The sequence below is a fragment of the Plantactinospora sp. GCM10030261 genome (assembly GCF_042666615.1).
In the GTDB taxonomy this organism is placed as follows: Bacteria; Actinomycetota; Actinomycetes; order Mycobacteriales; family Micromonosporaceae; genus KBS50.
In genome coordinates, this window is record NZ_JBHTDD010000019.1 from 26,166 (window position 1) to 44,358 (window position 18,193).

The window sequence follows — 18,193 nt, forward strand, 5'->3', positions numbered from 1 at the left end:
ACACACACGCGCCGGTGGAGCCGGGTCACAACAGTGGCGTCGGGTGGATACGATGAAGCACACCTCGCCGCGATTCTTCGTGCGAAAGCAACATAGTTCCATCTCGACGACTACAGCAGACGGCGGTGGACCATGCGGATGCAGCCGCGTCAGGAGATCCTGGAGATCTGGCGGGCCTCGGTACGCAGTTGCTGGCGAAACGGTGAATGGCACTGGGGCGGCCGCAGCGGCACCAACTCCATCAGCGACGCGGAACAGCTGTTGACCATCCTGCTTCCGGCGGCCAAGGTGCCGGTGTTGTCCCTGGACGACCCGGACCGCACCGACGAGGAGGTCCTGGAGGCTCTCAGACCGATCGGCGGCGCGATCGAGATTCCCCGTCGGCTGGTCAGCGTGATGATTGACTACTTCGCGCGGTACACCGACGACACCGGCACTCCGATCTTCGCCGGTGGCACCTATCTCACCCCGATGGACGACGGTCCGGAGCTCACCGAGGAGCAACGGGCCATGGACATCGTCGACTCGTTCGCGGTGTCCATCACGCTCACCCTGGCGACGATCGGTTTCGTCAAGGTCTACCGCAACGCCACCCAGCGGCGTGACCTGCTGGCCCAGCTGGACACGCTGGAGGCGATGGCCAACGCCAGGCTCACCGCGGCCATGGTGGGTCTGCTGCGCAGCTTCAGCACCTACGTCTTCTCCTCCACGGACGAGGCGGGTCGGCGGCTGTGTGACATGGTCAACCAGGACGACACGCCGCGCCGGGAGCTGGTCGCCGCCCTGCGCGAGCAGCTACGGGACACGATGGCCAGCCTCCGCAGCGTGGTGATCGGATCCGGTCGGGTGAGCGAGGACCTGGACAACAGCGACATGCTGTTCGAGTGCGGTTGGTCGTGGGGACTCATCTCCGGGGCCGAGGAGGTGCCGACCACCGAGCCGATCGGCCTGCAACGTGACGGCTCGGCGGAGAACGCCCCCTACCTCTACTTCACGGTCATCGCGATGGACGCGATCGAGGACCTGAACTCCGAACGCACCCGCCTGCTGGGCCTGCTCAACGAGGAACAGCAGCGGCTGTCCCGGGCCCTGCAGGTGCGGTGGGAACTGACCCGTACCTACTGGGCGACAGTGGCGACGTTCGACAACCGCAGGCGCTGGCCGATCGAGGACATTCCCTGGCGGACCACCGACGGCGACCGCACCGACTACTACACGCTGCAGGCCACCTCGTTGGCGGTGAAGGGCCTGATCGCCGGTGGGCGTGGGGGCGACGCCGAGTTCGGTCGGATCGCCGCCGTGCTTGTGGAGTTGTCGCAGCGGGCGCGGATCACCCGGCGCGCGTCGCCGGACGAGGCGGCGTTGGTGGTGCACGCGCCGGGTAAGCGGGTCGCGTTGAACGACGACACGTCCAAGCCGATCATGACGTGGAACGTCAACGAGTTCTCCACGGTGCTGCTGCAGCGCGCGGCCACCATCGCCGGGTTGTTGACCGACGCGCGGCGGCGCAGCGAGCTGCTGGAACTGGCCGACGAGGTGTGGGATCACCTGACGTTGCGGCGGATCCCCGACGGCCCGCACCGGGCGCTGTGGGATCACGCCGGGGGCGCCTTCCCGGGGCTGGCGCCGATGCCTGACGCGCCGTCCTGGTATCTGACCGAACGGGTGGTGTCGGCCCTGGTGACCGCGGGTCTGTTGCTGTGGGACCGGCCCTATCCGCGGGCCACCCGGCTCGCCATGTACGCGCAGGAGCTCATCGACGAGGCGGAGTACCTGTTCGACCGGGAGCTGATGCGGGGGACGTTCGCGGGTGAGGTGATGCAGCGCAGTATGCGGAGCATCCGCGCGAGTCTGCGCCGGGCGCAGATGATGGTCGACGACCGTCCCGGCACGGCGGGAGCCCTGGCGGGCAGCCTGTTGCTTCAGCTCAACGACATCACCACCGGCCAGGAGAAGGCCAGCGAGGGGATCTGAATGCTGGTCTTCGTCACGTCGCACAAGGGTGGCACCGGGCGTTCGGTGACCGCGGCGAACGTCGCCTACCGCAGCGCCCTGTCCGGGCGGCCCACCTGCTATCTGGACTACGATTTCGGATCGCCGACCGCCGGGATCACGTTCCAGATCCCGCAGGCGATCAACGGGGTGGAGGGTGCCGGGCCGAACGGTGGTGGCCTGCACCGTTACCTGCGGGGGGAGATCCCGGCTCCGGAGCAGTTGGACGTCTGGTCCACCTCGGAGCGCTCCAGCCTGCGGCAGCGTCCGACCGGGTCCGGTTCTCTGGTGCTGTTGCCCGGGCAGCGCAACGGCAGCGAGTTCGGTTTCACAAACGACATCGCCAAGCGGTCCGCCGAGCTGTTCCTGCGGTTGGAGGAGGAGTTCGACCTGACCCTTGTGGATCTGAGCGCCGGCCGGTCGTACGCGAGTCAGATCGCGCTGGCGGCCACGGCCACCCCGAGCCTGCGTAAGGTGACGGCGCGGTGGTTGGTCTTCCACCGGTGGACGCCGCAGCACGTCACCGCGGCGGCCGACCTGGCGTTCGAGGCCGGTGGGATCCTGGCCATGGGCAAGGAGTACGGCCACGAGCCGGAACGGCTGCGGGAGTCGCTGCGGTTCGTCCGGACCGCGGTGATCGATTCGCGGGGTCCCGAGGTCGGCCACCTCGACCTGGCCCAGCAGGCGTTCCTGCGCAAGTGTGACGCGGAGCTGTCGGAGTTGGCCCGACGGCGTGGCACCGGGCGGACGACCCTGTTCGGGACGGTGCCGCTGGACCCGCTGTTGCAGTGGCGTGAGCAGCTCATCTCGGACAACGACGTCCAGATCAAGATCGCCAATGGCAAGACCGTGGACGCCATCGTGGAGCTGACCGACCGGCTCTTCGACGAGACCGCATGGGAGACCGTGTGATGATCGCGGATGTCAGGTTCCAGGAGTCCGCCGCGGTGCGTCGGACGGAGAACGTGCCGTACTCGCATCTGTCGGTTGAGTTGGGGCACTTCTACGCGGAGGATTTCGGCGACGGGCACCGGGAGTTGCGGAACAAGTTCGCGCGTATCGCCGACTGGGTGGACGTGTTCCCGGGGCTGGCCCGGCGCGGGTTGCGGGCGCAGCGGCAGCCCCGGATCAGCACCTGCTTCATGGTGGACGACTACTTCCACCGGTTCGGCACCCCGCACGAGGTGATCCCGCAGGTGCAGGAGGCCGCGGCGGAGCACGGCCTGGTGTTGGACTACGTGGCCCGGGAGTCCAGCTTCGCCCAGCACCGGGACGTGGAGCTGGCCCGGAGGCTTGTCGACACGTTGGTGGTGGAGCCGCCCCGGCACACCACCGGGAGCCGCCCGCCGCTGAGTGAGTCGGGGTGGCTGTCCAACGGTCAACGCACGCCCACGCATCTGGACGCGCCGGCGATGACGCCCCTGCCGCGGCCGTGGTCGCCGCCGATGCAGTCCGGCGACCCGCGACACTCCATTTTCATCGACATCGAGCTGTGGTCGGAGGAGCCGCAGGGCCGGGTGTGGGCGTGTGCGCTGCTGGCCGCGGTGTGGCAGATGACCCGGCTCGGGGTGCTGCGGCACCGCGGCGAGACGATCACCCAGCCGCATCTGCTGGTGCCCGGCGAGCAGCTGCCGGACGACTGGGACGAGTTGCCGTCGATCGTGCAGCTGAACCCGTCGGCTCGGTCGTTCTGGGCGTACCGCACGCTGACCTTGATGGACACCCAGTACCTGCCGGTGGAGCTTGCCGTGCGGACCATTCTCGGTCAGGTGGTGGTGCCGCCGGCGGTCAACGGGCAGGTCGCCGAGCGGGCCGCCAGTGAGGGGGTTCCGCTGCCCGACGAGTTGGTGGACCGGTTGAGCTACGTGTTCATCGGCGGGTGAGCGGACGGGGACGCGGGTCCGGCCGACGACGGAGGTCGGGTCGCCGGCGTGCGCGCGTCAGTGCCGGCACGGCTGCTGGTCCGGTTTGCGGTCGGCCAGGTTGCGCAGGACGGCGACGGAGATCTGGTCGCGGATCCAGTTGACCAGGGACAGCCACTGCCGGCTGAATCCGGGGGTCTGGTCGAGGCGTTCCCAGACGGGCAGCAGCCGAGGGTCGACCCGTGCGCCGGGCAGCCACAGGTGCAGCAGGTGTTCCAGCGCGGGACGCAGCCGGTCGACGTGTTCCTGGGCTGACGCGGGTCGGCTCACCGCGGTCTCCACCAGGGCGGAGAGGGTGGTGAGCAGCCAGTCGTGCAGGGCGAGGTCCTCGCACAGGCCGGTCACCGCGGCCGGCACGTCCTGCGGTCCGACCACCAGTTCGACGGTGCGTAGGGTGGGGGAGCCGATGGTGACCAGGGCGGCGACGGCCGCGTCCGGGTCGGTTCGCGCGGTCCACCGTAGCCGGGTCCGGGCGGCCCGCAGCGGCGGTCGGCGGTCGAGCGGGTCGGACATCTGGACGCCGTCGAGCAACCGGCCGGTGATCGCCTCCAGGTTGAGGACGTCGGCGGCGTTGCCGTGCAGGAAGCCGGTGGTGAGGTCGGCGGCGTCGAGCTTGCCGACGGTTTCCAGGACGCCGGGGCTGGCCAGATAGTGTGACCACGGTTTGCGGCGCTTGCCGGCGACGACCTGGACGGTGGAGGAGGTCTGCACGATCCGCCCGCCGGTGATGACGGCCCGGGTGACGACGGCGCCCACGCCACGCAGTTGTCGCTGCCGGGCGCTGGGTAGCCAGCAGTCCACACCGGTACGGACGTCGGGTGAGACCGCGTAGAGCGACGGGCGTCGGGACGTGAGGACGGCCTCGCCCTCGACCAGGCTGAGCACCTCGCAGCTCTGCTCCTGTGTCAGGGCCGTGCTGTGCTGAAGCAGGCTGGTGTGCACCTCGCCCACCGTGAGCATGACTTCCTCCGCATCGCCGCAACCGTCCGCGGGGGTCGCGGAATGCGGTCCCATGGTGCTGGACGTACGCTGCCGCGACCCGCACCGACACGGTTCCACGAGCGGATTGGCGGGACAACGCCCGGCCGGTACCCGGGTTTCCCGCGCGCCATCATAGGCCCATCGGGGCGGGGGTCGGATGGGGCGATGGCGTACGCGGTTGTCGGGTTGGGGTGACAGCGACTGCTACCGTGATTGGCGAGGTCGGCAGCCACCCCTGGAGTTCGGCGTCTATGAGAGTTTACATCTCGGCCACCCAAAAGGACCTGCTGGACTATCGCGCTGCCGTGCACCTGGCGGCACGTCGCCTGGAGATCGAGGACGTCGCCATGGAGGCGTACGGCGCCGATGTCCGGCCGCCGCTGGAACGGTGCCTGGCGGACGTGCGTCGGTGCGATCTGTATGTCGGGCTGTTCGCCTGGCGGTACGGTTTCCGGCCGCCTGGTCAGGCGTCGTCCATCACCGAGTTGGAGTACCGGGAGGCGCTCGCGGCCGGGAAGCCGTGCCTGATCTTCCTGTTGGCCGAGGACACGCCGTGGCCGGTGGACAGGATCGACCGGGACGAGGACTGGGACCGGATCGTCGCGTTGCGCAACGAGTTGAAGGAGCGGCACCTCTGCGCGTTCTTCACCAGTGAGGACGATCTGTCGGCGAAGGTGACCGCGGCGTTGGCCGATGTGCGCAGCGGCCGGTCCCCGGACCGGAAGCCGGGGGATCCGGACGCCCATCTGCCGGCGGCGGTGCGGGCGCAGTACCACAACAAGTTGCGCAGCGGGTACCAGTCGGTGACGTTGGACGGTGTCGCGCCGCGTCCCACGATCCGTTACCTCACCGTCGGTCTCACGGACGTGTTCGTGGAGCCGCGGGTGCATGAGGACGCCCGGCCGGAGATGCCGCTGGCGTGGTGGCGTTGGGCCGGTTCGGCGCCGGAGGCGGAGGCCGACGGGTTGCCGGAGGTGGTCGATCCGGAGGAGGTGGAGCGGCTGCGGGAGGAGTACGCGGCCACCGAGCCGCTGGACCTGTTCGATGTGGTGTGTGATCCGGGTCGGCGGGCGATCGTGGTGCTGGGGGATCCGGGTTCGGGCAAGTCGGCGACCGTGCAGTATCTGGCGTTGGCGTTGGCCGAGGTGTGTGACCAGCCGCGACTGGCGGCCCTGAACGGTCACCTGCCCGTCCTGATCGAGCTGCGGTCGTACGCGGCGCACTGCGGGGACGGCCGGTGTGACGGCCTGCTGGACTATGTCGGGCACCGGCACCAGCAGGGGCTGGCGGGGATGGACCGGGGGGTGCTGGAGGCGTACCTGCGGGAGGGCGGGCAGGCGTTGTTCCTGTTCGACGGCCTGGACGAGGTGCTGGACCCGACGCACCGGGCGGAGGTGGCCGCGCAGGTGGCCACGTTCGCCAACGAGTATCCCGGGGTGCGTACGGTGGTGACGTCGCGGGCCGCCGGGTATCTGCGGCACGCGTTCGCCAACGCCGGGTTCGACCATTTCACCCTCGAGGATCTCAACGACGATCAGATCTCGCGGTTTCTCGGTAACTGGTACCGCTACGTGATGCCGACCTCGGCGACGGAGGCCGACCGGCAGCGGCGGCAGATCCTCGACGTGATGCACGGGTCCCGGGCGATGCGGGAGATCGCCGGCAATCCGCTGTTGCTGATGCTGATGGCGATCGTCGGCCGGGACCATCCGTTGCCGCGCAACCGGCGTCGGCTGTTCGCCCACGTCACCGATGTGCTGATCTCCGAGTGGGACGTGACGAAGCAACTGCGGGACAGCCATGGCGACGTGCCGCCGTTGGACCCGCAGGCGAGGCTGCGGCTGCTGCGGCACCTGGCGTTCTGGATGCACGGGCGGGAACACGGCCCGGCCAGGAACTATATTGACCTCAACGAATTGGCGCTGATCTTCCGGGACCACCTGGTGGAGTTCTACCGCTTCGATGCCGGTCGGGCGTACCGCATGGCGGACTCCATGATCGACAATCTGCGGCAGCGGAATTTCATCCTGGAGCGGTACGGGCTGAGGTTGTTCGGGTTCGTCCACCGTTCGTTTCTGGAGTACTTCTGTGCCGAGGAGATCGTGGACAGATTCGAGCATGATCCGCGGGCCTGGGGCATCGAGCGGCTGCGTACGCTGTTCCGCGAGCACTGGGCCGATCCGTCCTGGCGGGAGGTGCTCCGGCTGATCGCCGGCGCGCTGCCGGCCCGGGCCGCCAACGACCTGGTCGCCCTGCTCGCCACCGAGATCAACCGGCCCTGGCCGCCGCTGGAGCTGGCCAGTCCGCCGTGGAACCTGGTGTTGGCCGCGCAGTGCGTGGCGGAGGCGCCGCAGCCGGCCGAGTTGGTCAGCGCCGGCGAGGCGGTGTTGCGCGAGGTGGTGCTGCTGGTCGAGCACGGCATCTCCGCGGAGGATCCGAACCTGGTGGAACTCACCGAGCAGGAGTTGCTGTCCTGCCTGCGGACGCTGGGTCCGCAGTGGCCCGGCCGGGCGAGCTTCCTGCGCTGGTTCCGCCGCCGCGGGGTGCGGACCAGTTGGCGCTCCGGTTCGGCGTTCGCCACCCGGGCGGCCGTGGTGCTGTCGACCGTCCCGGACCGCCTGGAGGAGTTGCTCATCCACGAACTCGGGCAGCGTCGGGAACGGCAGGCCCGGCTCACCCTGGTCGCCGGGTTGGCCGAGGCGGCTGGCCGGGACACCAGCGATCCGAGCCGCAGCCACTACCGGGTCCTGCTGGCCGACCAGGCGCGGGCGGACGGGTCGACCGCCGTTCGGCAGGCCGCGGTCCGGGCCCTCGTCACCCACTACGGCGGCGACCCGGATCTCGTCGACGTGCTGATCGAGGTCGCCGGCTCACCCGATCCGGGGGTACGCGCGTTGGCCGTGCAGTCGCTCGGCGCCCGTACCGACCTGTCGCCGCAGGTGCGGCGGCTGCTGCTGGAGCGGGCCGCGCAGGACCGGGACACCGCGGTACGGCGGGCCGCGACGGCGGCGCTTGTCGCGCACGGCGTCGAGGCGCCGGACGTACCCGGGGCGCTGCAGCGGCTGGTGGCCACGGACAGCGACCCCGGCGTGGTGCAGTGCGCGCTGGACAGCCTGCTGGCGTTGCCCGAGCAGGCGGAGCCGGCCCGCAACCGGGCGTTGGCCAGGGTGGCCGGCGATGCCCCGGACGAGGTGCGGCGCTGCCTGGTGACCCGGCTGCTGTCCGACCGCGCCGGCGGGCAGGAGACGGACCTGCTGCTGACGCTTGCCGCCTCGGACTCCTCGGCGCTGGTGCGGACGGCCGCGGTGCAGCGCCTGCTCCCGGACCCGGACGGGCGCTGCCGGGACCGGTTGGTGGACCGGATCGAGCGGGACGAGGACGCCTCGGTGCGGGCCGCGGCGGTGACCACGTTGATCGGTCGGCACCGCGCCGACGACGCCGCCTGGTCGGTGGCGGCGCAGGCGGCGCGCACCGACGAGGACGCCACGGTGCGGTTGGCCGCGGTGCGGGCGTTGGCCGAGACCTACTCGGACCACCGCACGGGGGACCTGTTGCTGGAGCGGGCCCGGCAGGATCCGACGGCGAGCGTCCGGCTCGCCGCGGTCGACCTGGTCACCGGCCGGCCGTTGCTCGGGCAGGCCACCCGCGATCTGCTCATCAGCCGGGCCGCGCGGGAACGGGACGCGATCGTGCGGTTGCGGATCACCCGCAGCCTGGCCGGTTCGGATGGGCCGTTGGACGACGAGGTGCGGGAGTGCCTGGCCGAGCAGGTCCGGCACGATCCCGATCCGAACGTGTTGCGCGCGGCCGCCGACGCGGTGGCCCGCGACGGCAAGGCGGTGCTGGTGGAGACGCTGTCCCGACGGGCCCGTCGGGACAGTTACGCCGGCATCCGGTTGGCGGCGGTGCAGACCCTGTGCGCGTACGGGAGCCCGGAGGTGGTGACCGACGTGCTGCTGGAGCGTGTCGAGTCGGATACCGATCCGGCGGTGCTCGACGCGGCGGTGCGGTGCCTGACGGAGCAGGACGCGGCGTCCATGCCGGTGATGCAGCGGCTGATGCGCCGGCTGGCTGACGAGGATCCGGCGATCCGGGCCCGCATCGCCGCCGCGTTGGGTGAGCATTTCGGCGCCGTTCCGGAGGTGTGGTCGCTGCTGGTGGGGCGGGTCCGTGACGATCCGGATCTGGAGGTGCGGCGCCGGATCACCGACCAGTTGGCGGTCACGCTGTCCGGCCGGGAGGGGACCCGGGAGCTGCTGGTGCGGTTGGCCGACGACGCGGACTGGGAGATCCGGCGTACCGCGTTGCTGGCGTTGGCCCGGCACTACGGGACGCACGCTGGCACCCGTGAGGTGCTGCTTCCGCTGGCGCGCCAGGAGGACGACGGGACGGTCCGCCGGCTGGCCGGGCAGCTGTTGGCGGCGCTGCCCGGTGTCGGCCCGGACGACTTCCCCTGATCCGCCTCCATCCTTCGGGGGACGCGAAGGTCGGTCCGCGGCCGGACGTGGCGCGCGGCACCGGTCGATACGGTCGACGGACGGTGGACCTCATCGGTCGACTCCGGCGGCGGAAGGAATAATCAGGATGGACCGGGCACGCGGGTATCTGCTCACCGGGACGGGGATGTTCGTGTTGGGCCTGGTTCTGTGGCTGTTCACCGGTGACGTGCAGACGCCGGTGTTCACCCTGACGAAGGTCGGTGTGGTGCTCATGGTGTTGGGTGCGTTGGAGGCGGGCTACGGCGGCTATCTGGCCATCCGTGGTGGTGATGCGGCCGGGGGCTGAGGGTCGGCGGCGGGATGGTGCGGGGCGGCGCGTGGCCGGCGGACCCGGGCGACCAGGCGGGCCAGGGCCGGCTGGCCGAGCAGGATGCCGAGGAGGACCAGGCTCAGGCCGCCGACCTGGTGGGCGGCGAGCGTCTCACCCGCGACCACGGTGCCGAGCAGCACCCCGGTGACGGGGTTGAGCAGGCCCACCAGTCCGACGGCTCCGGCGTCGAGGTGGCGCAGGCCGGTGAACCAGGCGGCGAAGGCGAGGGCGGTGGCGATGACGCTGACGAAGCCGAACGCGACGATCGCGGCTCCGTCGAGGTGCGGGGGCCGGCCCTCGACGACGATCGCGACCGGGACGAGGACGGTCCCGCCGGCGACGAGCTGCCACGCGGTCAGCGAGAACACGTCGACGTCCCCGCTCCACTTCTTGGCCAGCACGTAGCCGAGGGAGGACAGCAGCATCGCGGTGAGGGAGGCGGTCACCCCGACGGCGTCGACGCCGCCGGTGCCGTCGAGCAGCATGAGCGAGACGCCGGCGATGCCGGTCGCGGCGCCGACGAGCTGCGCGACCCGGGGGCGGGTGGTCAGGGCGGCCCAGGCGAACAGCATCATCACCACCGGGGAGGTGGCCATGATGGTCGCCGCGATGCTGGTGGGGAGCCGCTGGGCAGCCAGGTAGACCAGGGCGAAGAAGGCGCCCATGTTGAGGGTGCCGAGGATCAGCGATCGCCACCACCATGACCCGTGCGGGCGCCTGCGGCGGACGAGGAGCAGTAGCAGCCCGGCGGGGAGTGCTCGGATGACGGCGCCGTACAGCGGGTGGTCGGCCGGCAGGAACTGGTGGGTGACGTAGTAGGTGGCCCCCCAGGTGACCGGCGCGAGGGCGGTGACGAGCACCCACCGGAAAGTAGCTTCCATGGAAGCCAATATAGCTTCCGGGGAAGCTATATTTGTGGTCATGGTGGATTACCTCGATCACGTCGCCCGCATCCAGCGGGCGTGGGCCCGCGAACGACCGGACCTCGATGTCGGCCCCCAGGGCGTCATCGGCCGGCTGCACCGGCTCGCCGGTCACCTGACCGAGCAGCTCCAGGTCGTCTACCGCCGGTACGGGCTCGGCGAGGGGGAGTTCGACGTCCTCGCCACCCTGCGCCGGGCCGGCGAGCCGTACGAGCGGGCGCCCGGCGAACTGGCCGCGCACACCATGGTCACCACCGGCGCCATGACGAAGCGGTTGGACCGGCTGGAACGCGACGGGCTGGTCACCCGTCGCCCCAGCACGACCGACGGCCGGGGTCGCGTCGTCGCCCTCACCGAGGCCGGCCGGGATCTCATCGACGCGGCGTTCACCGAACACATGCGCAACGAACGGCGGTTGCTCGACGGCCTCGCCCCGGCCGAGGCCGCGCAGCTCGAAGCGCTGCTGACCACCTGGCTGCGCTGCTTCGAGGGCGACCCCGACCCGCGAGCCTGACCCCGATCCGGGCTTCAGCTTGTTTCGCGGTCGGCAGTGCCGAGCCTTACGCAGGCCAGCACGGTCAGGGCGGATCCGAGCAGCAGTGCTGCGACGGCCATGGCGGTGTCGATGTCGGCCCCGGCATCGACGACCCCGGACACCACGAAAGTCGTCACGTAGCGGTCGTCGTTGTCGCGCCGCTCCGGCCAGCTCCGCAGGACGTGGTCAATCACGAGCCAGGCGGGTACGGCCAGCACCGTGGCGCCCACCACGGCGATCGGGGCGGCGGTGCCATGGCGCCGGGCCGCGCGGCGCACGACCCAGGCACACCCGCCGAGCAATATCCCCGCCGCCACGACCGTACTGGTGACCGAGCCGAGCATGGCGGTCAACTCCGTCGGGAGAAGGGCGATGAACATCACCGCGACAAGCGTGCACACGCCAACGGTCGGCGCGGCCCGGCCGAACCGACGTAACCCCTCCCTCGGCAACCTGCCAATGGCGACGCCCAGGCAGACGCAGGCCAGGAAGAGGCATCCAGCCACGGCCAGCTGTCGCAGGAACTGCGTCCGCCGCCAACCCGGGTCGATCACCAGCGCGGTCAACCCATCGTCGGCCGGTGTGCCGTCGAAGGGCGAGGCCACCCACCCCCACAAGGTCACAATGCCCGCGAGGGCGAGCAGGAGCAGACATCCTCGCAGCAGCAGGCGTGTCGATCGGGAAACGGCCGGATCGGTCACTGCGGGATGGAGAGCGAGACCGCCCAGGACAACGATGCCGCCGGCGCCGGTCGCCCAGGGCGATCCGAACAGCGTGCCCACGACGGCGAGCGGTGCCGCCCCAAGGAGCAGCCCGAGCGGCTTCGCTGACGGCATCCACAGAGGATAATTGGCGAATCCCGGTGCTCGGCGCCCCATGGCTGGCGGGCGGTCGAGGGTTGTGTGACCGCCCGCTGAGCCCATTGGCGCGATCTTCGTCGCGACAGGCCCCCCGGGAGGCCGATCGGACCGGCTCAGAACCGGCTGCGGACCTGCCCGATCAGGCGTACGGCGGTGGTCTCGTCGGCCCGGCCGGCCGCGCCGGACACGACCTGGATGTCGGCGACGCGGTCGCCCAGGACGAACTGTGCCGCGCCGCCGCTGGAGAAGCGGATGCCGTCGGGTCCCGGCCGCGACTCGAAGCCCGGTTCCTCCGTCGGTAGCGTCCCGTTCGCGGCCGTGCCCGCGAGGTTCACCGACAGGCTGATCGAGTGGGCGGTGTCCGGGTTCTCCCACTCGCAGGACGCGACCGTCCGCGCGTCGCCGGGCCGGCCGTCGGTGCGGTGCGCGCCGATCACCTGCGTGACCTCGGGCTCGGTCAGCAGCGCGCAGGCGTCGATCGGGGCCGCCGGGCTGGCGTCGCCAGTGGTGGGGTCGGCCGCGGCCGGCTTGGCGTCGTCCGAGGTGGTCGTGGGTGACCCGCACGCCGAGGCGGTGAGCAGGACCGAGACCGCCACCGTGAGAGCGGCCGCGGTGGCTGGACGGGGCGAGGGTGGGCGGTGCCGGCGGGCGCGGCGCTGCTCGGGGTCGTGGGGGGCGGGTGGGTTGGGTCGTCGGGGCGGCGGAGTCGACATGGGACACCTTTCGGGGTGCGGATTGGCGGCGGGCACGTTCGTGCGCTTCGCCGTGGTGGCGAGGGACGGATCGGTGGGCGGTGCGCTCAACGCCGACCGTGCCCGGAGCGTGTGGGGGACGGATCGGCTGGTGGGTGGGTTCGACGCTGACCGGCGCCCCAAATTCGGGCGGGTGGCGTCCCGTCACGGGGCGGGTGGTGGTCCCAGCAGTTCGATGCCGTTGCGGGCGGCGGCGTGTCCGAGTGCCGCCGGGTCCAGCGGCTGCGGGTCGGGTAGCCGCCGTTCGAGTGCCGGGACGCCGGCCTCGGCGGCGAACTGCTCGAATCCGGCCGGCGTGGTGATCTGCAGGACGCGCAGCGGCTCGTCGGCGCCGACCCGGAAGGTGTGCGGCACGCCGACGGGCAGCAGCACGAAGTCGCCCGGCCCGGCGTCGAGGGTCTCGCCCGCGCAGTGGAACCGGGCGGTGCCGGCGAGGACGTAGAACATCTCGTCCTCGCGTTGGTGGCGGTGCAGGGGTGGCGCGAAGCCGGGCGGGTTGACGAACTCGACGACGGTCAGCCGTCCCGCGGTCTGCGCGCCGGTGGCCTTGACGGTGACCAGGCTGCCGAGAAACCAGTGGGCGTCGCCCTCGTCGGGGCGGAGCAGGTAGGGGTGGGCGGTCACGGTCACTCCTCGGGATCCGGGTGCCTTCACTGGCCACGCAACTATTCGATAGCCCTTGTCTGATGAATATGTGGGTAGTATGACACCGACATGAGCGAAGTCAAGGACGGAAAGACGACCCGCCCGTACCACTCCCGGGTGCGTGCCGAGAGCGCCCAGCGGACGCGGCGGCTGGTGGTCGCCGCGGCGACCGAGCTGTTCGTCGCGCGCGGTTACGCGGCGACCTCGCTCGCCGACGTGGCGGCGGAGGCCGGCGTGGCCCGGCCCACGGCGGCGGCGGCGTTCGGTTCGAAGGCGGCGCTGCTGCGTCAGGTCCTCGACGAGGCCCTGGCCGGGGACGACGAGCCGGTTCCGGTGGCCCAGCGGCCCTGGTACCGGCCGGTCTGGGAGGCGCCGGACCAGGCTGCCGTCCTGGACGCGTACGCGCAGGTGTGCACCCTGATCGGTGAACGCGCGGCAGGCGTCTTCGAGGCGGTGCGGCGGGCGGCCGACGGTTCTCCCGAGGTGGCGCAGACGTGGGAGACCCTGCTGCGCAACCGCCGGATCGGCGCCGGCATGGTGGTGGAGCGGCTGCGCACCTTCCCGGAGCCGCTGCGCCAGGGCGCCGACGTGGAGCGCTCGATCGACGAGCTGTGGTTCTACAACGATCCGGCGCACTACGGCTCGCTGGTGCTGCGGTGTGGATGGTCGCCCGGGTCGTTCCGGCGCTGGCTCGGTGACCGCATGCGGCAGGTGTTGCTTGTCGATCCCGCCTGAGGTGGTGGGACGGGCGTCACACGGGTGGCCGTCACACGGTGTCGGGCCGCTGTGTCTTCAAGGGGTGTAGGCATCACCCACAGCTAAGGAGTCACCATGGACGCCCGACTGAACCTCATGGAGAACCCGGTCGCCGCCAAGTCAATGAAGCACCTCATCGCGGCCGGTCGGGCTGTGCGCGACTCGACGTTGCCGAACGCGACCCGGGAACTTGTGCAGCTTCGCGCCAGCCAGATCAACGGCTGCGGGTTCTGCGTCGACATGCACACCAAGGACGCCGCCCATGCCGGGGAGACCCAGCAGCGACTCAACCTGGTCGCGACCTGGCGGGAGGCCACGGTGTTCACCGAGGCCGAGCGGGCCGCCCTGGAGCTGGCGGAGCAGGCCACCCGGATCGCCGACGCGGCCGGCGGCGTCCCGGACGAGGTGTGGGCGAGCGCCGCCAAGCACTACGACGAGGACCAGCTCGCCGCCCTGGTACTGACCATCGCCCTGATCAACCTGGCGAACCGGCTGAACGTCACCGTCCAGCAGCCCGCCGGGTCCTACCAGCCGGGCATGTTCGAGTAGTCGACAGCGGGCCGCCGCCGGTGCGGAGCCGCACCGGCGGCGGCCCCGGGGACCGCTGAAGGGAGATCATTTCCGTGGCATGGTCGACGGACACGGCCAGCGCGGTCGAGTACCGGCCGTTGCTGTTCTCCATCGCGTACGGGATGACCGGGTCGGTGGGCGACGCCGAGGACATCGTGCAGGAGGCGTTCCTCGGCCTGACCCGGGCGCGCCGGGCGGGCACCACGATCGGGAACCGGAAGGCGTACCTGACGACGGCGGTAACGAGGCTCGGCATCAACCACCTGCGGTCGGCGCGGGTACGGCGGGAGACGTACGTGGGGGACTGGTTGCCCGAGCCGGTCGTGCTACCCGTCGAGCGGCCGGGTCCGGCCGAGCAGGCCGAGCTGGCCGACTCGCTGTCGATGGCGTTCCTGGTGCTGCTGGAGGCGCTGTCGCCGGTCGAGCGGGCGGTGTTCATGCTGCGCGAGGTGTTCGGCTACGGCTACCCGGACGTGGCCCGGCTCGTCGGCAAGACCGAGGTGAACTGCCGGCAGATCTTCGCCCGGGCCCGGCAGCGCGTCACCGCCGGCGCGCCGGTGTCGGACAGTGCGCCGGCCCCGCAGCGGCGGGCGGAGGGTGAGCGGCTGGTCCGCAGGTTCCTGGCCGCCGCGTCCGGTGGCGACCTGGATGCGCTGCTCGACCTGCTCGCCCCCGACGTGGTGCTCTACGGCGACGGCGGCGGAAAGGCCAAGGCGATCGGGCAGCCGCTGGTCGGCCGCCGGCGGGTGGCTCGGCTGCTCATCGGAGGGCTGCGCCAGGGCGGCAGGTTCGCCGCCGCGTCCCGGCCGGCCTGGGTCAACGGTGGCCCGGGTGTCGTGTTGTACGCCGCGGGAGGGCAGGTGGTCGGCGTGGTCGCGTTGGATGTCGTCGACGGCGTGGTGCGGGCGATCCGGTCGGTGGTGAACCCCGACAAGTTGCGTCATCTCGGGCCGGTGCCCGCGGTGGCACCGGCGGAGCGGCGCAGGCTGCGGAGAAGAAAAACTCCTGATGTCTTGTGATCATGGATGGAAAGTTACAATGATGGCGGTCAATTGTTTCGTCTCTCTCACCCCCGGAGAGGACCATGACCCACGTTCACCGCCCCCGTCTCGCCCGCCGGCTGCTCGCCGCGACCCTCGCCGCCGCCGCCACCGCGGCCACGCTGGTCGGCCTCACGGCGACCCCGGCGCAGGCCGCCACCACCCCCGGCGTCGACGTCTCCCACTACCAGGGGTCGATCAACTGGACCAGCGTCCGTAACGCCGGCATCCAGTTCGCCTACATCAAGGCCACCGAAGGCACCACCTACAAGGACCCCCGGTTCGGCACCAACTACGTCGGCGCCTACAACGCCGGCGTCATCCGCGGGGCGTACCACTTCGCGTTGCCGGACCGGTCCAGCGGCGCCACCCAGGCGAACTTCCTCGCCAGCAACGGCGGGGCCTGGTCCGCCGACAGCCGGACCCTGCCCGCCGCCCTCGACATCGAGTTCAACCCGTACGGCGCCACCTGCTACGGGCTGAGCCAGGCGTCGATGCGCAGCTGGATCTCCGACTTCCTCAACACCTACCGCTCCCGCACCGGCCGGTACGCCGTCATCTACACCACCACCAGCTGGTGGACCAGTTGCACCGGCAACTGGAGCGGCCCGTGGGCCAACCACCCGCTGTGGATCGCCCGGTGGGCCAGTTCCCCCGGCACCCTTCCCGCCGGCGCCCCGTTCTGGAGCTTCTGGCAGTACACCGCGACCGGCCGGGTCTCCGGCATCAGCGGCGACGTCGACCGCAACTACTTCAACGGCGACCGCAGCCGGCTGATCGCGCTGGCCAACAACACGTAGACCGGCCGCGACGGGCCCGTATCCCGCGGTACGCGGGGTGCGGGCCCTCTCGCCGTCCGGGCACCCCGGGTGCCGGCGTCGCCGGGCCGGCGGTCAGGATCCCGGGATGGAGTTCTTCTGTTACCACCGTGACCGGCCCGCCTCGCTGCCGCTGCGCGAGAAGCTGCTCGCCGACCACTGGACCTACATGGACCGGTACGCCGCGCAGATGATCGCCCGCGGCCCGACGTTCACCGCCGACGAGACGCCCACCGGCAGCGTGCACATCCTCGACCTGCCCGACCCCGCCGCGGCCCGGGCGTTCGCCTTCGACGAGCCGACCTACCAGGCCGGCGGCTACCGGGACGTGCTGCTGCGCCGCTGGCGCAACCTGCTGGGCCGCACCATGTGGGACTTCCCCGGCGGCCGCACCGGCGGCAACCGCTACCTGGTGCTCGGCTTCGGCGAGACAGAACCCACCGACCTCGACCCGCCGACGGACCGGCACGACCTGATCGCGTACGGGCCCCTGCTGTCCGACGACGGCGCCGGCTGGCTCGGCACCGCCGCGCTGGTCCGGGCGGCCGACCCGGACGCGGCCCGGGCCGTCCTGACCGCCGACCGGTACGCCGACATCGAGGTGCACAACTGGAGGTTCGGCGGCCGTCCGGTCGACGGGGAGAACACCTGAGGGGCGGCCGCCGGACCCGCTGTGCCTCGGCTCAGCCGCCGAGGCGGCGGAGGGGCACCTGAGCGGGCACAATGCTCCGGCATGAGTGATCGCCGACGGTCCGGATGCTGATCCGGCGGGTGGTCGCCGAGAGCCGAGGAGTGAGATGGAGTTTCTGGCCAGTCCCGAGCTGTGGATCGCGTTCGCGACCCTGCTCCTGCTGGAGATCGTCCTAGGCATCGACAACGTCGTGTTCATCTCGATTCTGGCCGGCCGGCTGCCGGAACACCAGCAGGCCAGAGCCCGCACCATCGGGCTGTCGCTGGCCCTGGTCACCCGGCTGATCCTGCTGGCGTCGCTGTCCTGGGTGATCGGGTTGACCGCGCCGCTGTTCACGGTGCTCGGTCAGGAGATCTCCGGGCGGGACCTGATCCTGCTGCTGGGCGGTCTGTTCCTGCTGGGTAAGGCGACCTACGAGATTCACGAGCACCTGGAGGGGGAGGAGCACGCCAGGTCGGGCAAGGCCGCCTCGTTCGGTGCGGTCATCGTCCAGATCCTCATTCTCGACATCGTCTTCTCGCTGGACTCGGTGATCACCGCCGTCGGCATGGTCGACCAGCTGTTCATCATGGTGGCGGCGGTCGTCGTCGCGATGGTGGTCATGCTGGTGTCGGCCGGCGCCATCAGCGCGTTCGTCAACAGGCACCCGACGGTCAAGATGCTGGCCCTGTCGTTCCTGCTGCTCATCGGTGGCAGCCTGATCGCCGAGGGCTTCGACCAGCACATCCCGAAGGGCTACGTGTACGGCCCGATCGCCTTCTCCGTCTTCGTGGAGGTGCTCAACCTGCGGGCCGGCAGGAAGCGCCGGGAGGCGAAGGCGGTGCACCTGCACCCGACGTACGTCAAGAACGGCCAGACCCCGTCGGAGCCGGCGGCGTCCGGCAACTGACCGGGCAACC

Annotated in this window: 17 protein-coding genes; 12 read left to right on the forward strand and 5 right to left on the reverse strand. The window is 71.0% G+C overall.

Features of this window, described 5'->3' with window-relative positions; genetic code table 11:
- Positions 1–138: 138 nt before the first annotated feature.
- The 3 genes from ACFQUZ_RS21480 to ACFQUZ_RS21490 are packed head-to-tail and all read left to right on the forward strand — an operon-like array spanning position 139 to position 3,875.
- The gene (locus ACFQUZ_RS21480; protein WP_377445070.1) at positions 139–1,974 is read left to right on the forward strand and encodes an SCO2524 family protein; all 1,836 of its coding nucleotides are present in this window, start codon (positions 139–141) and stop codon (positions 1,972–1,974) included.
- Positions 1,975–2,904 carry an SCO2523 family variant P-loop protein gene (locus ACFQUZ_RS21485; RefSeq protein ID WP_377445073.1) on the forward strand — a complete coding sequence of 310 codons (930 nt, stop codon included), beginning with the start codon at positions 1,975–1,977 and terminating at the stop codon, positions 2,902–2,904.
- Positions 2,889–3,875 carry an SCO2522 family protein gene (locus tag ACFQUZ_RS21490; RefSeq protein ID WP_377445076.1) on the forward strand — a complete coding sequence of 329 codons (987 nt, stop codon included), beginning with the start codon at positions 2,889–2,891 and terminating at the stop codon, positions 3,873–3,875. Before ACFQUZ_RS21485 ends, ACFQUZ_RS21490 begins: the two co-directional genes overlap by 16 nt.
- 57 nt (positions 3,876–3,932) lie before the next feature.
- On the opposite strand, the gene ACFQUZ_RS21495 is transcribed toward ACFQUZ_RS21490, so the two are convergent.
- Positions 3,933–4,874 (reverse strand): SCO2521 family protein, encoded by a 942-nt coding sequence (locus ACFQUZ_RS21495; RefSeq protein WP_377445079.1) that lies wholly within the window; start codon positions 4,872–4,874, stop codon positions 3,933–3,935.
- A 272-nt stretch (positions 4,875–5,146) separates the two neighbouring features.
- Between ACFQUZ_RS21495 and ACFQUZ_RS21500 the strand changes: the two genes are divergently transcribed.
- Both ACFQUZ_RS21500 and ACFQUZ_RS21505 read left to right on the forward strand, forming a co-directional pair.
- Entirely contained in the window at positions 5,147–9,352 is a 4,206-nt protein-coding gene (locus tag ACFQUZ_RS21500; RefSeq protein WP_377445081.1) for a HEAT repeat domain-containing protein, read from the forward strand.
- A 127-nt stretch (positions 9,353–9,479) separates the two neighbouring features.
- Positions 9,480–9,680: a DUF5708 family protein gene (locus tag ACFQUZ_RS21505; RefSeq protein WP_377445084.1), complete on the forward strand. Its 201-nt coding sequence runs from the start codon at positions 9,480–9,482 to the stop codon at positions 9,678–9,680.
- On the opposite strand, the gene ACFQUZ_RS21510 is transcribed toward ACFQUZ_RS21505, so the two are convergent.
- Complete coding sequence (locus ACFQUZ_RS21510) at positions 9,641–10,585, reverse strand: DMT family transporter (protein ID WP_377445087.1); 945 nt, start codon at positions 10,583–10,585, stop codon at positions 9,641–9,643. The two genes, ACFQUZ_RS21505 and ACFQUZ_RS21510, sit on opposite strands and share 40 nt — an antisense overlap.
- Before the next feature lie 40 nt (positions 10,586–10,625).
- Here ACFQUZ_RS21510 and ACFQUZ_RS21515 point away from each other — a divergent pair, with 40 nt between their 5' ends.
- Positions 10,626–11,141 (forward strand): MarR family winged helix-turn-helix transcriptional regulator, encoded by a 516-nt coding sequence (locus tag ACFQUZ_RS21515; RefSeq protein WP_377445090.1) that lies wholly within the window; start codon positions 10,626–10,628, stop codon positions 11,139–11,141.
- 14 nt (positions 11,142–11,155) lie between these two features.
- Here the strand turns inward: ACFQUZ_RS21515 and ACFQUZ_RS21520 are convergent, their stop codons facing one another.
- The 3 genes from ACFQUZ_RS21520 to ACFQUZ_RS21530 all read right to left on the reverse strand — a co-directional run bounded on the left by ACFQUZ_RS21520 (position 11,156) and on the right by ACFQUZ_RS21530 (position 13,398).
- The gene (locus ACFQUZ_RS21520) at positions 11,156–11,998 is read right to left on the reverse strand and encodes a hypothetical protein (RefSeq protein ID WP_377445092.1); all 843 of its coding nucleotides are present in this window, start codon (positions 11,996–11,998) and stop codon (positions 11,156–11,158) included.
- 137 nt (positions 11,999–12,135) lie between these two features.
- A complete protein-coding gene (locus ACFQUZ_RS21525) occupies positions 12,136–12,735 on the reverse strand; it encodes a DUF3558 family protein (RefSeq protein ID WP_377445095.1) in 600 nt (199 codons plus the stop codon).
- A gap of 183 nt (positions 12,736–12,918) precedes the next feature.
- On the reverse strand, positions 12,919–13,398 hold the full coding sequence (locus tag ACFQUZ_RS21530; RefSeq protein ID WP_377445098.1) for a quercetin 2,3-dioxygenase: 480 nt from the start codon (positions 13,396–13,398) through the stop codon (positions 12,919–12,921).
- 90 nt (positions 13,399–13,488) lie between these two features.
- Between ACFQUZ_RS21530 and ACFQUZ_RS21535 the strand changes: the two genes are divergently transcribed.
- The 6 genes from ACFQUZ_RS21535 to ACFQUZ_RS21560 all read left to right on the forward strand — a co-directional run bounded on the left by ACFQUZ_RS21535 (position 13,489) and on the right by ACFQUZ_RS21560 (position 18,183).
- Entirely contained in the window at positions 13,489–14,154 is a 666-nt protein-coding gene (locus tag ACFQUZ_RS21535; RefSeq protein ID WP_377445101.1) for a TetR/AcrR family transcriptional regulator, read from the forward strand.
- A gap of 96 nt (positions 14,155–14,250) precedes the next feature.
- The gene (locus ACFQUZ_RS21540; protein WP_377445104.1) at positions 14,251–14,724 is read left to right on the forward strand and encodes a carboxymuconolactone decarboxylase family protein; all 474 of its coding nucleotides are present in this window, start codon (positions 14,251–14,253) and stop codon (positions 14,722–14,724) included.
- 74 nt (positions 14,725–14,798) lie between these two features.
- Complete coding sequence (locus ACFQUZ_RS21545; RefSeq protein WP_377445107.1) at positions 14,799–15,764, forward strand: RNA polymerase sigma-70 factor; 966 nt, start codon at positions 14,799–14,801, stop codon at positions 15,762–15,764.
- A gap of 65 nt (positions 15,765–15,829) precedes the next feature.
- Positions 15,830–16,585, forward strand: a complete 756-nt coding sequence (locus ACFQUZ_RS21550; protein ID WP_377445110.1) for a GH25 family lysozyme — start codon at positions 15,830–15,832, stop codon at positions 16,583–16,585.
- A gap of 106 nt (positions 16,586–16,691) precedes the next feature.
- Positions 16,692–17,255, forward strand: coding sequence for a YciI family protein (locus ACFQUZ_RS21555; RefSeq protein ID WP_377445113.1), 564 nt, complete (start codon positions 16,692–16,694; stop codon positions 17,253–17,255).
- 145 nt (positions 17,256–17,400) lie between these two features.
- The gene (locus ACFQUZ_RS21560; protein WP_377445116.1) at positions 17,401–18,183 is read left to right on the forward strand and encodes a TerC family protein; all 783 of its coding nucleotides are present in this window, start codon (positions 17,401–17,403) and stop codon (positions 18,181–18,183) included.
- Positions 18,184–18,193: the final 10 nt, after the last annotated feature.

What these genes read in the sequence shown, in the direction of transcription:
- ACFQUZ_RS21510 (WP_377445087.1), bottom strand. Translation starts at nt 10,585, where the DNA reads ATGGAAGCTACTTTCCGGTGGGTGCTCGTCACCGCCCTCGCGCCGGTC.
- ACFQUZ_RS21520 (WP_377445092.1), bottom strand. Translation starts at nt 11,998, where the DNA reads ATGCCGTCAGCGAAGCCGCTCGGGCTGCTCCTTGGGGCGGCACCGCTC.
- ACFQUZ_RS21515 (WP_377445090.1), top strand. Translation starts at nt 10,626, where the DNA reads ATGGTGGATTACCTCGATCACGTCGCCCGCATCCAGCGGGCGTGGGCC.
- ACFQUZ_RS21525 (WP_377445095.1), bottom strand. Translation starts at nt 12,735, where the DNA reads ATGTCGACTCCGCCGCCCCGACGACCCAACCCACCCGCCCCCCACGAC.
- ACFQUZ_RS21505 (WP_377445084.1), top strand. Translation starts at nt 9,480, where the DNA reads ATGGACCGGGCACGCGGGTATCTGCTCACCGGGACGGGGATGTTCGTG.
- ACFQUZ_RS21560 (WP_377445116.1), top strand. Translation starts at nt 17,401, where the DNA reads ATGGAGTTTCTGGCCAGTCCCGAGCTGTGGATCGCGTTCGCGACCCTG.
- ACFQUZ_RS21480 (WP_377445070.1), top strand. Translation starts at nt 139, where the DNA reads ATGCAGCCGCGTCAGGAGATCCTGGAGATCTGGCGGGCCTCGGTACGC.
- ACFQUZ_RS21490 (WP_377445076.1), top strand. Translation starts at nt 2,889, where the DNA reads ATGGGAGACCGTGTGATGATCGCGGATGTCAGGTTCCAGGAGTCCGCC.
- ACFQUZ_RS21500 (WP_377445081.1), top strand. Translation starts at nt 5,147, where the DNA reads ATGAGAGTTTACATCTCGGCCACCCAAAAGGACCTGCTGGACTATCGC.
- ACFQUZ_RS21550 (WP_377445110.1), top strand. Translation starts at nt 15,830, where the DNA reads ATGACCCACGTTCACCGCCCCCGTCTCGCCCGCCGGCTGCTCGCCGCG.
- ACFQUZ_RS21495 (WP_377445079.1), bottom strand. Translation starts at nt 4,874, where the DNA reads ATGCTCACGGTGGGCGAGGTGCACACCAGCCTGCTTCAGCACAGCACG.
- ACFQUZ_RS21535 (WP_377445101.1), top strand. Translation starts at nt 13,489, where the DNA reads ATGAGCGAAGTCAAGGACGGAAAGACGACCCGCCCGTACCACTCCCGG.
- ACFQUZ_RS21540 (WP_377445104.1), top strand. Translation starts at nt 14,251, where the DNA reads ATGGACGCCCGACTGAACCTCATGGAGAACCCGGTCGCCGCCAAGTCA.
- ACFQUZ_RS21555 (WP_377445113.1), top strand. Translation starts at nt 16,692, where the DNA reads ATGGAGTTCTTCTGTTACCACCGTGACCGGCCCGCCTCGCTGCCGCTG.
- ACFQUZ_RS21485 (WP_377445073.1), top strand. Translation starts at nt 1,975, where the DNA reads ATGCTGGTCTTCGTCACGTCGCACAAGGGTGGCACCGGGCGTTCGGTG.